This is a genomic window from Pedobacter foliorum (assembly GCF_013266735.1).
Taxonomy (GTDB): Bacteria; Bacteroidota; Bacteroidia; order Sphingobacteriales; family Sphingobacteriaceae; genus Pedobacter; species Pedobacter foliorum.
The window spans coordinates 357,253-373,726 of the sequence record NZ_JABSNU010000002.1 but is presented as its reverse complement, the minus strand read 5'-3'; the positions used below and the strand labels follow the sequence as shown (position 1 = coordinate 373,726).

Here is a 16,474-nt window from a genome sequence, read left to right as displayed (position 1 = left end):
CAGCTTTTCATTGTTTGCTGTTATTACAAAGATACTATTTAAGAACTAAAATTTAACAGAAAATTAAATACGGATAACCTATTTTTGCTAATAGTTTGAAGTTAAGCCATACCAGATCGGAATTTAAATATTATATATTTAGAGGCCTTTTTTAAATCATGAAGAAATTAATACTCATCGCATCAATTACAATTCTTGGACTTGCAAGCTGTAAAAAAGAACAGCCAACTAGTGCCCCTCCAACAATCACTAAGCTTACAATAGATACCACCATATCCAATGTTTTAATTCTGGGAAACAGTATTACGTTTTCACCAGCCGATATTAAGGTAGGTTGGCTTGGTAACTGGGGAATGGCTGCAAGCGCACCCGAATTTGACTATGTACATTTATTAACAGCCAACTTTAAACGCTTAAATCCTAAATGTATGGTAACAGCAAGAAATATCAGCCGTTTTGAACGCGAATACAAAACATATAATTACCAGAAGGATTTTAAGGAATTTCAAGACTTACATCCTGACCTTATCATATTGAGAATTGGCGAAAATGTTGAACAGATTGGTTTAAATAAATCAGAATTTGAAGGAAAATATGTTCAGCTTTTAACCTTTCTTAAGCAAAACAATGCAAATGTTAAAGTCCTTGCAGCGGGCTCATTCTGGGGTAATGATCCGATTGACAAAATAATGAGTGAGTATTCAAAATTTGTTCCCCTCAAAAATTTATCTTACGATCAAACTTACAAAGCAAAAGGCTTATTTGACAATTATGGAGTATCAGAGCACCCTTCAGATAGCGGCATGAAGGCCATAGCCGAAACTATATGGAATGGCCTTGATAAGCTATAAATCGTTAATTAATATTCTGTACTTTCTAACCATCCATTTGCCAATACATCGGCTAAATGCATTGTTTTAAGAGGAACATTGTTTTTATCGATATACCCCTGTAAGTGCATCAGGCACGATAAGTCTGTAGAAATTACATACTCGGCACCTTGTTCCAGCGCGTTATTTACTTTCTGCTCAGCCATTGCAGACGAAATGGCATCAAATTTAACAGCAAATGTACCACCAAAACCGCAGCACATATCGGTATCTTTCATCTCTACCATTTCTAGTCCGTGCACCTTAGATAAAAGTAACCTTGGTTCTTCTTTGATTTTACATTCACGCAGACCGCTGCAAGAATCATGATAAACAGCTTTCCCGTCCAGTTCCGCACCAAAGTAGTCTCTTTTTAAAACATTTACCAGAAAATCTGAAAGCTCAAAAATATTTGACTGTATGTTTCTACACTTGTTGTGTACGGTTGTATTGGTAAACAGGTCGCTATAGCCGCTTTTAACCATGCCTACACATGATGCAGATGGCGCTACTATATAATCAGTTTCTGAAAAATCACTTAAAAACTTATTGCCCGTTTCTTTAGCTTGCTCCCAGTAACCGGCATTATAGGCTGGCTGACCGCAACAAGTCTGATTCGAATTATAGAACACTTCGCAACCAGCTTTTTCTAATAACTTGATGGTATTAAAAGCCGTTTCCGGATACAACTGATCAACAAAACAGGGTACAAATAATTCTATTCTCATTAATATTATATTCTCTATTATTTAAGTTAAAAGTGACCATTTTATTTAATATAAAACGCTCGCGATCCTGAATTTATTTCAACATCTCCCATTGGCGAGGCTTTCTTTCTCTCGAGAGATCCTGAGCTAAACTCAGGATGACGATCGATTAATTTGTATTTTTTTTCAATGTTAGGTTCTCAGGATGGCGATAGTTATAAAACAGATTGCTTTTCAACCCTTTTAAGCACCAACAAAAATACCAAACCTATTATAAAAAATGATGCCAAAGCTATTATAGAATTCCGCATATCTCCCGTTGCTTCTTCAATATAGGCAAAACTAAACAAACCAATTACAATTGCCATCTTTTCGGTTACATCATAGAAACTAAAGAATGAGGCAGTATCCGGTGTATCTGAAGGCAAGTATTTTGAATATGTTGATCTTGATAGCGACTGAATCCCTCCCATAATTAAACCAACTATAGCAGCCAATCCGTAGAATTGATACTCATTAGTGATAAAATAAGCGCAATAACAAGCAGCAATCCAAACCAGTACAACAAAGATCAACACACGAACGTTACCTATTTTCTTGGCAAAATGCGACATCATCATGGCACCCAATATGGCTACCAACTGTATAATTAAAATGGTTACAATAAGCTTAGAGGTACCCAGTTGCAAGGTCTTTTCTCCAAAACCAGCGGCTGCAAGCATAATGGTTTGCACACCCATAGAATAAAAGAAAAATGCCAGTAAAAACATTTTAAGCACTTTCATGTGGCTTAACTGTTTCCATACTTTAGAAAGCTCCTGAAAACCGCTTCTAACCACGCTTTTGTTAATAGCAGAATAATTCGGGCTACCTGCCGGAAGTTTTTTAAATGGAATTTGAGCAAAGCCTATCCACCATATTCCAACCAGCAAGAAGGATAGTCTTGGCGGAAATGACAGGTCGGTTATACCAAATAGCTCAGGTTTTAATACAAATACAAAACAGATAATCTGAAGTAAAACACTACCTACATAACCGTAAGAAAAGCCTTTAGCACTAACGGCATCCTGCTGATCAATGGTAGCAATTTCCGGCAGGTAAGAGTTATTAAACAACACCCCTCCTATGTATCCCATGGCTGCTATAGCAAAACAAATGATACCAAGCTCCAAGGTATCCAGTTTAAAGAAATATAAACCCATACAAGCTACACCACCTATATAGGTGAAGATTTTCATAAAAATCTTCTTGTTCCCGCGATAATCTGCTATAGATGAAAGGATCGGCAACGCCAAAGCCATTATCAAATACGCTACAGAAAGCGCATAATTCGACAAGGCAGTATTGGTAAAAGTTCTTCCAAAAAAAGAAACTTTATCACCATGTTCCTTTGTAGTAGTAATTATTGTATAATAAGTAGGAAAAATGGTAGAGGTAATTACTAAATTATATGCTGAATTAGCCCAGTCAAAAAATGCCCAGGAGCGAATGACTTTTTTGTCGTTTTTTTGTTCCATGTGTTAAATGAGGCGGCTAAAGTAGCTAAAAAACAGTATTCAGGGTTAATTTACTTTCTCCAATTTGGTAGCTCCTGATTTTTTCTCATCAACATTTTTAGGATTTCCTTTATAATATACCTCACTTGTACCCGAAGTTTTAATTTTTAAATCGTTCAGTACATTTATATTAGCCTTACCCATCCCATCTATTGTTATATCATAAATACCTGCTACAAAATCGAATGCATGTATTGAGGCAGTCCCTTTAGTTGTCAGATTATGTACACCTGCTTGCCCTGTTAAAGCAAGTTTGCCTATACCATCAATTTTAGTGGTCAGTTTAGATGCACTCAAATCTAGCGTAACATCCGATGTACCTTCAAGTTTTAAATCTACATCAGTTGCATAAATACGGCCTTCGCCAACAACTTTAACACTCCCAACTGTATTCAGTCTCTTTAATTCACCTATCCCTGCACGAACAACAACTGAGTCTGATCCACAATACATTCCATCCTCCAATTTTACCCTAAGCTCTCCGCTACTCACATCTGTTCTAACCAGATTAATAATGTTCGAGTCTGCTTCGATCTTTACAGAATAAGAACTATCCTGTGTCATCACCAATTTAATGGCTCCTGTAATTTTTATCTGATCAAAATTCTTTACAACGGCATCTTTAACAACGTGCTTACCTGAATCCTTAATACATTCAGTAGAACATCCTGCCAAAAGAACAGGAATAGCAAGGGCAATAGCAATAATTCTTCTCATAGTATTAAAGGTAATAATTTTTCCCATCTGTCTTAATTTTTCCGGCATCAAGCAATTCTCTTATCCGGTTTAGTTTTTCATTTTCGGCGCCAACTTTTATGCCTGCTATCAATTCAGCTAAGTCATGACTATTGCTCTGCAGCAAAGTAACAATCTCAAAATCTATCGTATCAGATAGCTGAGCTAAATCATCGGCCTTTTTCTCAGCAAGGCAGATATCGCAAACTCCACATTTTTCAGAATCAGGTTCATCAAAATAAGTCAGCAACTGAACACTTCTGCATTCCGGTTTTCCGGCATAGGCCAAAACAGCATTTATCTGATCTGTCTGAATTTTCTTACGCAGTTCAATATATTTTACATCAATATCTATATGTAGTAAATCAACTCTGGCACGTATATACTGCAGCTGTGGCTGATCTGTTTGAGGCAAATAAGACAGGATACCCTGATCCTGTAGGTTATTCAACAACCTCACTACATCATTAAACGACATTCTTACTTTCTTAGCGATTTCTGCTTCCTGAATTTTCACATATTGATCAAAAGCCCCACCGTACGATCTTAAAATGGCCTTGATAAGTGGATCATAGCCGGCATTTTCTATTTGAAAACGATAAACATCCTCATTGCCAACTGTAAACAACACCCTCGATTGTAAAAAAACATTTTCCGACAAGGTGATATATCCATCGCGTTCTAAAAACTTCAATGCCGCAAGTGTTTTTATTACCCCAACGTTAAACCTTTTGCAAAAGTCGGCAATATCAAAGTTAAAGCTTAGGCCCTCACCTGCCCCAAATGCCAACTGAAAATAGTTACCCAAATAATGATAGATCTTTTTAATCTCCTCTAGCGTAGGGAAGCTATTGGCGTATTTGGCTTGCAAAGCCATCTGATCTGATTTATTAGACAGCAAAACACCATAAGATCGTCTCCCATCTCTTCCTGCCCTACCTGCCTCTTGATAATACGCTTCTAAGCTATCTGGCAAATCCAGGTGAACTACAAATCGAACGTCAGGTTTATCAATACCCATCCCAAAAGCATTGGTGGCAACCATTACACGGATTACGTTTTTCTTCCAATCCTCCTGTCGTTTAAAGCGCTCTTCTTTTTCAACCCCTGCATGATAAAAATCAGCGGCAATACCATTCCTTTTCAAAAACAGCGCAATTTCAGAAGTTTCACGCCTGTTACGCACATAAACCAGTCCACTGCCCTTTACATTTTTTACAATATCTATCAGTTTCCTGTGTTTATCTTCGTCATCTAAAACTACATAGCTCAAGTTTTTACGTGCAAAACTCTGCACAAAAATCTTAGCATTTTTAAACTTTAACTTATCTACAATATCGTTTCTAACAAACTGGGTAGCAGTGGCTGTTAAAGCTAAAACAGGAACCTTAGGATGAATCTCCCTGATTTCACTAACCAATAAATAAGGTGGCCTGAAATCATAACCCCATTGCGATACACAATGTGCTTCATCAACCGCAATAAGATTTACATTCATGTAAGAAATCCTTTCCCTTACCAACTCAGAAAGTAAGCGCTCCGGCGAAAGGTATAGAAATTTAATATTGCCATAAATACAGTTATCCAAAAGGATATCGATTTCCCTTTTACCCATACCTGCGTAAATGGCCACAGCATTAATGCCCTTTTCCTTTAAACCCTCTACCTGGTCCTTCATTAACGCTACCAAAGGCGAAACAACAATGCATATTCCTTCCATTACCATTGCCGGTACCTGAAAGCAAAGCGATTTGCCTCCTCCCGTAGGTAATAATGCTAAGGTGTCATTTCCGTTTAAAACCGACCTGATAATTTCATCCTGCAAGGGCCTAAAACTATCAAATCCCCAGTATCGTTTTAATATCTCTACTTCACTCATAAAAAGGTTAAGCCCAAAACTATAAAAATGAACTGATATTACTAAATTGCGGGCTCAATAACAGCCGCTGCTTATGAAAACATCATTACCTCTATTATGTTTCCTAACTATATTCCATTTCAGTTACGCCCAGGAAAAAAAATGGGACATTGAAAAATATCAAGGTCCAACTAAAACGTTTAACATTAGTACAGACGAAGGGACCTGGATGAATTTAGATGTAAGCGCCGATGGCAAAGACATTGTTTTTGATCTTTTAGGTGATATTTATACCATACCTGTTGCAGGTGGTACGGCAACACTTTTAAGCGGAGGGATTGCCTGGGAGGTACAACCCCGTTTTAGTCCGAACGGCAAATACATATCTTTTACCAGTGATAAAAACGGAGCTGACAACATCTGGATTATGAACCGCGATGGTTCTAATAAAAGACAGGTTACCAAAGAAACATTCAGACTGCTAAACAATGCTACCTGGATGCCTAACAGCGAATATTTGATTGCCCGCAAACACTTTACCGGAAGTCGCTCTTTAGGTGCCGGAGAAATGTGGATGTATAGCATATATGGCGGCGAAGGCGTACAACTAACCCAAAGAAAAAATGACCAGCAAGATGCCGGCGAACCTAATGTATCGCCTGATGGCAGATATTTATATTTTAGTGAAGATGTATCACCAGGCCCTAATTTTGAGTATAGCAAAGATCCGAATGGGGTAATTTACGCCATCCGTCAGCTAGATTTAACTACCGGAAAATTAACTGATCTGATAGAGCAACCGGGAGGTTCTGCCCGTCCGCAAATATCGCCTGATGGCAAAATGATGGCTTACGTAAAACGCGTCAGACTAAAATCGGTACTCATTGTACAGAATATCAAATCAGGCGAAGAGTGGACGCTAACTGAAGATTTAACGCATGACCAACAAGAAACATGGGCCATATTTGGCGTTTATCCAAACTTTGCGTGGACACCAGATGCTAAAAATATCATTTTCTATTCTAAAGGAAAAATCAGAAAGATTGAGCTAAGCTCATTGGTCATTTCAGATATCCCTTTTAAAGTAACCAGCACACAAACCATACAGGAGTCGCTGCATTTCCCAAAACAGGTTTTTAGCGCCGAGTTCACTTCAAAAATGATCAGGCAGTTAACCACCTCTCCCGATGGTAAGTTTGTAGTTTTTAATGCTGCAGGCTTTTTATACAAAAAGGAGCTTCCAAATGGTACACCTGAAAGAGTTACCAATGGTATTGATTTTGAATTTGAACCAGACATTAGTCCGGACGGAAAATCTGTGATTTACACCACCTGGAGCGATGAATTTAAGGGAGCAATAAAAAAAGCCGACTTAAAATCGGGCAAAACAGTACCTCTAACAGAAGAAAAAGGTTTTTATTACTCTCCAAACTACTCTACCAAAGGTGATAAAATTGTATACCGCAAAGGTGTAGGGAACGATGTTTTGGGCTATGCATACGGCCGTGGCACGGGTATTTTTACCATGACGGCAGATGGCGCCGGAAAAACACTGGTATCTGAAAGTGGCATAAAACCTCAATTTAATAAAGATGATAGCCGTATCTTTTTTCAAGGCTATGAGAATGGCAAAAAAGCTTTTAAAAGTGTCGACTTAAATGGAGGCAAACCACTTACACATTACACCTCTACATATGTTACCCAATTTTGTCCTAGTCCAGATGGAAAATGGATGGCTTTTACTGAATTGTTTAACGCATATATTACCCCAATGGTTACTACAGGTGCTCCTTTAGACCTTTCATCAACCAACAAAGCCATTCCGCTAACCAGGGTTACAAAAGATGCGGGTACTTATTTACATTGGAGTAACGATGGCAGCAAACTGCTATGGACATTGGGTGAGCAATATTTTAGTCGTGAAATTAAAAACACCTTTAACTTTATAGAAGGTGCTCCACAAACTATCCCACCACTTGATTCAACAGGGATTGCTATTGGTTTACGTTTAAAAACTGATGTTCCTGACGGCATAACTGCTTTAAAAGGTGCCCGAATAATTTCTATGAAAGGCGATGAAGTAATTGAAGAAGGAACTATTATAATAGATCACAATAAAATTGCGGCAGTTGGTAAGGCTAGCGAAGTAAGCATACCTGATGGTGCCAAAGTGATTGATGTAACCGGAAAAACCATAATGCCGGGCATAATAGACGTACACGCACATTTGCGTACTAGTCCTGACGGCATCAGCCCACAACAGGACTGGTCATATCTGGCCAACCTTGCTTTTGGCGTAACTACTTCACACGATCCATCAAGCAACACTGAAATGGTGTTCAGTCAGTCAGAAATGATCAGATCAGGCCGTATGGTTGGCCCAAGATTATACTCTACCGGATCTATATTATACGGTGCCGATGGCGATTTTAAAGTGGTAATTAACAGTTTAGATGATGCCCTATCTAATCTTAGAAGATTAAAAGCAGTAGGCGCTTTCTCTGTAAAATCGTACAATCAGCCACGTCGCGATCAACGCCAGCAGATTTTAGAAGCTGCCCGTCAATTAAAAATGGAAGTGGTCCCTGAGGGAGGCTCAACCTTTTTTACTAATATGAACATGATTTCTGATGGCCATACAGGTATCGAACACAGCATCCCGGTTGCTCCGGTTTATAAAGATGTAATTTCATTTTGGAACAATACAAAAGTAGCTTACACACCTACCCTAATTGTAAGTTACGGTAGCCAATGGGGCGAAAACTATTGGTACGACAGAACCAACGTATGGGAAAACGAAAGACTGATGGCGTTTACACCTCGCCCTATTATTGATTCGCGCTCTAGAAGAAGAACTACTTCAGAATATGGAGACTACGGACATATCGAGGTATCGAAAGCAGTTAAGCAAATAGCTGATGGCGGTACTAAAGTAAACTTAGGTGCTCACGGACAAATACAAGGTTTGGGAGCGCATTGGGAGCTTTGGATGCTGGTACAAGGAGGCATGACTCCTTTGCAAGCCATCAGATCGGCTACTGTTAATGGTTCATTATACTTGGGCATGAACAAAGAAATTGGCTCTCTGGAAAATGGCAAACTTGCCGACCTGGTAATTATGGATGCTAATCCATTAGATGACATCAGGAACTCTGAGAAGATTAAATATGTAATGGTAAACGGTCGTATTTATGATAGTTTATCAATGAACGAGATTGGTGGTCGCGAGAAATTACGTGGTAAACTGTGGTTTGAGATGGGCAAAGGAATGGTTTATAGCTTCCCAACCGGAAACGCTGAAACCTGGACTTTCACCACTCCAAATTGCGAGTAAATATCTCTTGTGTTATTGGGGCCTTAGTAGGGCGTTAATAGGGCGTTGCTAGGGCCATAAGCCCTAGCAATGCCCCCGCAAGAACCTGCTAACCCTTCAAAAACACTCCCACAACAAGATCTAAGCGATATTATTTAGTTAAAATAATATCAACATTTGGATATTATATCATAACCATTCATTAAATTTATTATAAATGAACGGTTATGGGGATACTACCAAAACAAATCGCAGCCGTTATTCCAGAGAATTTTAGACAATCGGCAAAGCGACTTTTGCAGCGATTCTTTCAATTTGGACTAACAAAAACATCCGGAGGTAAGATCAATGCTATACTTTGGTCTTATGGTCACTTTGAACTGACACCCTTTATTATTTTCCAAGGATTTTCACAGGGTAAAAACCTCCTGCCTAATTTATATGGAGGTAAAAACTCCATATGGGAAGATCCGGAATGGCGTGGAATTATCCCAATACAGGATTTTAAAGTACAAAAGGATTTATTACGTCGCTTAAAAAAAGAAAAAACACTACCACCGGAAACACAACTACAAATAAAGGTAAATACCAACTTTAAAGAAACAATAACTGGCTGTTCCCGTACAAATGGTAAAAAGAACAGGGTTTGGCTAACTCCTGAATTTATACAATCAGCCTTAGAGCTTCATAAAATGGGAATTGCACATAGCGTTGAGGTATACCAAAATGGCATTCTTGTTGGTGGTGTAACAGGCCTTGCTATAAATGGATATTTCACCTCTTTAAGCTTATTTCATACGGTGGATAATGCCAGCAAAATCGCCTTCTATTATTTACTGGTTAAGCTCAAAAATGAAGGCTTTCTTTTACATCTAACTGGAGCTGCAGACTCGTGGTTTACACAATACGGGCTGATTAATATTCAAAAGGATGATTTTAGGGTAAGTTTAATGGAAGCAATCTCTACTCCCACTAAATTCTCGGCAACTGTACCTGAATTAACATTTTAAGAAACCGACAGTTTACAAATTCTGGGCGATTACAAATCCGTTAGCCCATGCCCATTGGAAGTTATAGCCACCAAGCCAACCGGTTACATCTACACATTCGCCACCGAAGTACAACCCAGGTATGTTTTTGCATTCCAATGTTTTAGAGGAAAGTTCATTAGTATCAATACCACCCCTCATTACCTCGGCTTTATCGTAGCCCTTATCTCCGGCAGGTTTTACCTTAAATAAGTGTATGGTTTTATGGATAAGTTCCAATTCTACCTTGGTTAATGATGCTACCTGCTTTTCTATCGGCAAAAACTTACTCATTGCATCAGTAAGTTTTTTAGGGTAAAACCTATTAAATACGGTAGAAAGTAGAGATTTCCCGTTCATCTTTCTCTCGTCTTCAATAAGGCTTGTAATATCTTTACCCGGCAGCAAATCGATATTAATCTCTTCGCCCCTTCTCCAATAAGAAGAAATCTGTAAAATGGCTGGGCCACTTAACCCCCAATGGGTAAACAAAATATTCTCTTCAAAAGCAATACGATCATTACTTACTTCGCAAAAAACACTGTTTCCTGAAAGCTGCGCGTACCAATCTTCGTCCTTTCCAGTAATGGTTAAAGGAACTAAAGCAGGTGCAGTTTCGATAATATTTAAGCCATGCTTTCTGGCAAAACGAAGTGCGAAATCTGTGGCTCCCATTTTGGGTATTGGCAATCCACCAGTAGCTACTACCAGCTTTGGAGCCCTTAGAATGCGTTGCTTCCCTCCTTTTTCGTATTTTATTTCAAAGGAGTTATCGTTAATAATTTCAATTTCCGATACCTGTGCATTGCAAATAATCTGCTGTTCAAAATCGGCACATATTGTAGTAAATACTTCTACAATATCTTTCGCATTTTTACCGTCCGGAAAAAGCTGACCTAAAGTTTTCTCTTTTCCTGTAATGCCATAAGTTTCAAAAAAACTTATGGTATCATCTACAGTCCACTGTGTAAATGCCGATTTACTGAAATGTTTATTGTTAGATATAAACTGTTCATCACTGGCAAACAGGTTGGTATAGTTACACCTACCGCCACCAGAGATCAGGATTTTAGCCCCCGGTTTATCGCTTTTTTCTAGTAGAATAACCTTTTTTCCGAGGTATCCTGCCTGTACTGCACACATCAATCCACAAGCTCCGGCTCCAATAATTATAGCATCTGCATCCATCAATCCGTTTATATTGTTATTTTTGTGCAAAATAAGCATAACTTTTTCATATTGATATGGCAAAACAGATAAGTGATTTAAAATTGGGCATACTTGGAGGCGGACAATTAGGTAGAATGCTGATACAAGAGGCTATCAATTATAACTTAACCACTTTAATTTTAGATCCCGACAACGACGCGCCTTGTAAACATATAGCTAACTACTTTGAATGTGGCTCAATTACTGATTTCGATACCGTTTATAATTTTGGAAAGAAAGCCGACATCATTACTATTGAAATAGAAAAAGTAAATATAGAGGCCCTTGAACAGTTAGAAAAAGAAGGAAAACATGTTTACCCACAATCGAGGGTAATCCGTTTGATTCAGGATAAAGGTGTTCAAAAACAGTTTTTTAAAGAAAATGATATTCCTACTGCTCCGTTTCAACTGGTAAACAGTAAGGAGGAAATGTTGAATAGCAACATTCCTTTCCCTTATATGCTTAAACAGCGCAAAGATGGTTACGACGGCAAAGGGGTAATGAAAATTAATAGTGCAGCTGATGTTGAAAATGCATTTGATGGTCCTTGTTTAATTGAAGAACTTGTAGATTTCGAGAAAGAAATTGCAGTAATTGTGGCAAGAAACCCTAATGGGGATATGAAAACCTTCCCAATGGTTGAAATGGAGTTCAATGCAGAGGCAAATCTGGTTGAGTTCCTGATTTCTCCTTCTACTTATCCTGAAGCTGTTCAGGAAAGAGCTGAAGTTATTGCTAAAAGCATTGCTTCATCACTAAATATCACAGGAATATTGGCGGTCGAAATGTTCATTACCAGAGATGGTAGCATTTTAGTAAATGAATTGGCCCCTCGTCCTCATAATAGTGGTCATCAAACCATTGAAGGTAATTATGTTTCTCAATTTGAGCAGCATTTAAGGGCTATCTTTAACCTGCCATTAGGTGACACCCGTTCAATAAACAACGCGGTAATGATTAACCTACTTGGTGAAAAAAATCATAATGGAGTAGCAAAATACCATGGTTTAGAAAAAATCATGGCGATTGACGGTGTATACGTACATTTGTACGGAAAAAAATATACCAAGCCTTTCCGTAAAATGGGTCACATTACTGTTGTTGACCAAAACCGCGAAAGTGCAATAGAAAAAGCAAATTATATTAAACATACATTAAAAGTTATTTCCTAATGAGCGTACAAGTTGGCATTATAATGGGCAGCAAATCTGATCTTCATATTATGAAGGATGCTGCTGATGTTTTTAAAGAATTCGGTGTAGAATTCGAAATGACAGTTGTTTCTGCTCACCGTACTCCTGAAAGGATGTTTGATTATGCAAAGCAGGCTGCTGATCGTGGTTTAAAAGTGATTATCGCAGGTGCCGGTGGCGCAGCGCATTTACCTGGAATGGTAGCTTCTATTACTGTTTTACCGGTAATCGGAGTTCCAGTAAAATCTTCGAACTCTATTGACGGATGGGATTCTATCCTTTCAATTTTACAAATGCCTAATGGTATTCCTGTTGCTACTGTTGCACTTAATGCCGCAAAAAATGCAGGTTTACTTGCTGTTCAGATACTATCAACAGCTGATGCAAGTCTTGCTGTTAAAATGCAAGCTTACAAAGATGAGCTTAGAAAGAAAGTTGAAGAAAGCGCTACAGAACTAGAAGGTTAGTATATAACATAAGTTTTTAGCAAAAGAAGAGATTTTGATTAAAGCCGGGATCTCTTCTTTTTTTAAAAGAATTCTTTGGGTTTAGTTACAAGCCTTTTTGAAATCTGCCTCTAGCACCTCAAAACCTAATGATTTAGCTTTCGTCAAATCGGCGCAGGCATTCTTTTTATCTTTAAGATCTAGTTTGATCATCCCTCGATAATAATATCCTTTACCGGATTTTGGATCAAGCTCAATCCCCTTATTTATATCAAGCATCGCACCCTTAAAATCATTAAGTATGGTTTTTATAAGTGCTCGAGTTACGTATGCATCTATAAATTTTGGATTTAACCTGATGGCTTGATTACAATCAGATAAAGCCTCCATGAACTTCTTGCTACTCGAATACATTACGCTCCTATCTCTATAAATGTCAGCTAAAAATGGATTAAGTGCTATGGCCTTACTATAGTTTTTGATCCCTGAAGCGAAATCTTTAAGTTCTCTATCAATATCCCCAAGCTTTTTATAATTCCATTCATCTGCCGGATTAAGTTTAATAAGCTTATTCAAATCCTGTTTTGCAGCCTGATAATCCCTAAGTTCAAGGTAAGCTTGTAAGCGATTTTCATAATTAAGGCTACAGCTATCACCAAGTTCAATAGCTTTAGTAAGGTCTTCAATAGCACCTTCATAGTTTTTCAAATCCATTTTAGAATACCCACGAAAAGTATAATTACTTGAATCTTTTGGGTTCAGCTCAATAATAGAAGTATAATCACCAATGACTGAACTATGATCATTAATTTCTCTACTGCTCATTGCACGGGCTTCATATGCTTTAATACTTCCAGGATCGATTTCAACAGCGATGTTAGCATCCTTTATCGCTCCAATATAATCCTTTGACGAAAACTTGGAAAAGGATCGACAACAATAAGCATCATAATGTTTGGGAGAGATTTTAATAGCCTGATCAAGATCTTCAATCGCCCCCTTATAATTCTCCATAAAATGCTTTGCTTTGGCACGATAGAGATAAGTATCTGAATCAATCGAATCTAATTCGAGAGATTTTGTAAAATCTACTATAGCCCCTGCATAATCTTCTACTTCCAGCTTCGCCATTCCCTTTTTATAATAGTCATTAGAAGATTGAGCCAGAGCAGCAAAAAATAAACAAAAAACTAAAACGATGGAGAGCAAGATTGGTTTCATAAAGTATTTAGATATTAGCACTAATATCTAAATACTAATTACAATTATCTAATTCAAATTAGGATTACTTGGAAAATTACTAACGTGCGCATATTTTGGGCCAAGGTTAATGATTACTTCTCTCCACAAATCTTCCTCATCATTTGAAAAAACAACATCAGCATGGTAACTATCTGATACTATCCAGGTGTTTTCTTTAAGCTCTTCTTTAAGTTGCTCTACTCCCCAACCTGAATAACCAATAAAAAACTTTATCTCGCTTGGGTCAATAATTTTACTGGTAATCAGAATTTTTAAGGCTTCAAAGTTACCTCCCCAATAAACGCCTTTGGCTATTTCTTCTCCATCATTTAATTTATCATAACAGCGATGAAGAAAATGGACTGTATCAGTTCCAACAGGGCCACCGATGTACACCGGGAAGTCCGCGTTTTCCAGTTCTGGAATCAAATCGCTTAATAGAAGCGCACTTTTTTGGTTCAATATAAAACCGACCGTTCCCTCTTCCTGATGCTCTGTAATTAAAACTACAGAACGTCTAAAATTGGGATCCATTAAAAATGGTTCAGAAATTAATAATTTACCTACAGATGGCTCTAAGCGACTTAACATTTTAGAAATTTAAAACAAAATTAACTAAACTAACCCTATTTTTGTGTATGAACCTTACTAAAGAAAATATACAAAACCTACGCCAAGATTATCGTTCTGCAAGTCTTTCTGAAAATGACGTAAATGCTAATCCAATTCTTCAATTTAAAAAGTGGTTTAAAGATGCTGTGGATGCACAGTTATATGAACCAAATGTGATGACTCTTGCCACTTGTGACAGGTTTGGAAAGCCATCGGCAAGAATTGTATTACTGAAGGATATTGACGAGGATGGTTTTGTATTCTATACCAATTATGAAAGTAAAAAAGGTGTAGATATAGTTGAGAACCCTCAAGCAGCATTGGTTTTCTTTTGGCCTGAATTAGAGCGACAGGTACGTATTGAGGGGATGGTAAGTAAGGTTAGTGAACAGGCTTCGTCCGATTATTTTCATTCTCGTCCAATAGGAAGTCAAATTGGTGCAACTGCATCTCCACAAAGCAAGGTAATTAGCGGCAGAGAATCTTTGGAGCGTAAAGTTGAGGAACTTACTACCCAATATGAAGGTCAGGAAATCCCGCGTCCGTTACATTGGGGAGGATATTTGGTTGAACCAACTCATATAGAATTCTGGCAAGGCAGACCTAGCAGACTTCATGACAGAATTGTTTACGATTTTGTGGATGGTTCATGGATTATCAATAGATTAGCGCCGTAAAAAAACTGTAAATGAAAAACATCTCGGTAATAGGCTCAGGTACTATGGGCAACGGTATTGCACATACTTTTGCGCAATTCGGACATCAAGTAAACCTTGTGGACATTAACAAGGAAGCTCTTGAAAAGGCAATAAACACGATCAGTAAAAACCTTGATCGCCAGGTTACAAAAGGGGCCATCACGGAGATGCAAAAAGCAGAAACGCTTAAAAATATCACTGTGTTTACTGATATGCAAACCGGTGTTGCTAGCGCAGATTTGATTGTTGAAGCTGCTACCGAAAACCTCGACCTAAAACTGAAGATATTTAAGGATTTGGATGCATTTGCCAAGCCTCAAACCATTTTAGCAAGTAATACTTCTTCTATTTCTATTACCAAAATAGCCTCAGTTACTAACCGTGGCGATAAAGTTATTGGAATGCATTTTATGAATCCTGTACCGGTAATGAAACTGGTTGAAGTGATTCGTGGTTATGCCACAAGTGATGAGACAACTGCCACTGTAATGGCCCTGTCTAAGCAGCTTGAAAAAGCTCCTGTAGAAGTAAATGATTATCCTGGCTTTGTAGCCAACCGTATATTGATGCCCATGATCAATGAGGCGATTTACACGCTTTATGAAAATGTTGCAGGTGTTGAAGAAATAGATACCGTAATGAAACTAGGAATGGCACATCCAATGGGACCTTTGCAACTTGCGGATTTTATAGGTTTAGATGTTTGTTTGGCCATTTTACGTGTATTACACGATGGATTTGGAAACCCTAAATATGCTCCATGCCCCCTATTGGTAAATATGGTTACTGCAGGTAACAAAGGAATAAAATCTGGTGAAGGTTTTTATAATTATGCCAATGGTGTTAAAGAAGCCAAAGTTGCAGCTAAGTTTTTATAATTCTAATTTTTAACAGTACTTTTGAATGGTTTAAGTATACTGTATTAGATGGTTTAAGTATACTGCATTATTTGTACCTGAACGCCATGTTATACTGACTTAAGCAAGTCATCACCTTGACTCATCC

General features: G+C 37.9%; 14 protein-coding genes. 7 read left to right on the top strand and 7 right to left on the bottom strand.

From position 1 onward, the window contains the following. Positions 1-158 precede the first annotated feature (158 nt). Positions 159-851, top strand: coding sequence for an SGNH/GDSL hydrolase family protein (locus tag HQN83_RS05375; RefSeq protein ID WP_173089308.1), 693 nt, complete (start codon positions 159-161; stop codon positions 849-851). A gap of 8 nt (positions 852-859) precedes the next feature. Here HQN83_RS05375 and HQN83_RS05370 read toward each other — a convergent pair whose 3' ends face one another. From HQN83_RS05370 to HQN83_RS05355, 4 genes are all read right to left on the bottom strand, one after another. After that, positions 860-1,597: a (Fe-S)-binding protein gene (locus HQN83_RS05370; protein ID WP_173089307.1), complete on the bottom strand. Its 738-nt coding sequence runs from the start codon at positions 1,595-1,597 to the stop codon at positions 860-862. A gap of 194 nt (positions 1,598-1,791) precedes the next feature. Continuing rightward, positions 1,792-3,093: an MFS transporter gene (locus HQN83_RS05365; protein WP_173089306.1), complete on the bottom strand. Its 1,302-nt coding sequence runs from the start codon at positions 3,091-3,093 to the stop codon at positions 1,792-1,794. A gap of 45 nt (positions 3,094-3,138) precedes the next feature. Beyond that, the gene (locus tag HQN83_RS05360) at positions 3,139-3,849 is read right to left on the bottom strand and encodes a head GIN domain-containing protein (RefSeq protein WP_173089305.1); all 711 of its coding nucleotides are present in this window, start codon (positions 3,847-3,849) and stop codon (positions 3,139-3,141) included. Positions 3,850-3,853: 4 nt separating this feature from the next. Further along, the gene (locus HQN83_RS05355; protein WP_173089304.1) at positions 3,854-5,746 is read right to left on the bottom strand and encodes a RecQ family ATP-dependent DNA helicase; all 1,893 of its coding nucleotides are present in this window, start codon (positions 5,744-5,746) and stop codon (positions 3,854-3,856) included. Positions 5,747-5,819: 73 nt separating this feature from the next. Here HQN83_RS05355 and HQN83_RS05350 point away from each other — a divergent pair, with 73 nt between their 5' ends. Together HQN83_RS05350 and HQN83_RS05345 are read left to right on the top strand one after the other, a co-directional pair. After that, entirely contained in the window at positions 5,820-9,059 is a 3,240-nt protein-coding gene (locus HQN83_RS05350; RefSeq protein WP_173089303.1) for an amidohydrolase family protein, read from the top strand. A 206-nt stretch (positions 9,060-9,265) separates the two neighbouring features. Then, the gene (locus tag HQN83_RS05345; protein ID WP_173089302.1) at positions 9,266-10,048 is read left to right on the top strand and encodes a leucyl/phenylalanyl-tRNA--protein transferase; all 783 of its coding nucleotides are present in this window, start codon (positions 9,266-9,268) and stop codon (positions 10,046-10,048) included. A gap of 12 nt (positions 10,049-10,060) precedes the next feature. Here HQN83_RS05345 and HQN83_RS05340 read toward each other — a convergent pair whose 3' ends face one another. Continuing rightward, entirely contained in the window at positions 10,061-11,293 is a 1,233-nt protein-coding gene (locus HQN83_RS05340) for a BaiN/RdsA family NAD(P)/FAD-dependent oxidoreductase (RefSeq protein WP_246254301.1), read from the bottom strand. Positions 11,294-11,310: 17 nt separating this feature from the next. On the opposite strand from HQN83_RS05340, the gene HQN83_RS05335 reads away from it, so the two are divergent. Both HQN83_RS05335 and purE read left to right on the top strand, forming a co-directional pair. After that, a complete protein-coding gene (locus HQN83_RS05335; RefSeq protein WP_173089301.1) occupies positions 11,311-12,450 on the top strand; it encodes a 5-(carboxyamino)imidazole ribonucleotide synthase in 1,140 nt (379 codons plus the stop codon). Then, entirely contained in the window at positions 12,450-12,938 is a 489-nt protein-coding gene (gene purE / locus HQN83_RS05330; RefSeq protein WP_173089300.1) for a 5-(carboxyamino)imidazole ribonucleotide mutase, read from the top strand. Before HQN83_RS05335 ends, purE begins: the two co-directional genes overlap by 1 nt. Before the next feature lie 81 nt (positions 12,939-13,019). Here the strand turns inward: purE and HQN83_RS05325 are convergent, their stop codons facing one another. Both HQN83_RS05325 and HQN83_RS05320 read right to left on the bottom strand, forming a co-directional pair. Continuing rightward, positions 13,020-14,138, bottom strand: a complete 1,119-nt coding sequence (locus HQN83_RS05325; protein ID WP_173089299.1) for a tetratricopeptide repeat protein — start codon at positions 14,136-14,138, stop codon at positions 13,020-13,022. 48 nt (positions 14,139-14,186) lie between these two features. Continuing rightward, the gene (locus tag HQN83_RS05320; RefSeq protein WP_173089298.1) at positions 14,187-14,750 is read right to left on the bottom strand and encodes a YqgE/AlgH family protein; all 564 of its coding nucleotides are present in this window, start codon (positions 14,748-14,750) and stop codon (positions 14,187-14,189) included. Between the two features lie 47 nt (positions 14,751-14,797). Here HQN83_RS05320 and pdxH point away from each other — a divergent pair, with 47 nt between their 5' ends. After that, entirely contained in the window at positions 14,798-15,448 is a 651-nt protein-coding gene (gene pdxH, locus HQN83_RS05315; RefSeq protein ID WP_173089297.1) for a pyridoxamine 5'-phosphate oxidase, read from the top strand. Positions 15,449-15,459: 11 nt separating this feature from the next. Beyond that, positions 15,460-16,347, top strand: coding sequence for a 3-hydroxybutyryl-CoA dehydrogenase (locus tag HQN83_RS05310; protein ID WP_173089296.1), 888 nt, complete (start codon positions 15,460-15,462; stop codon positions 16,345-16,347). Positions 16,348-16,474 lie beyond the last annotated feature (127 nt).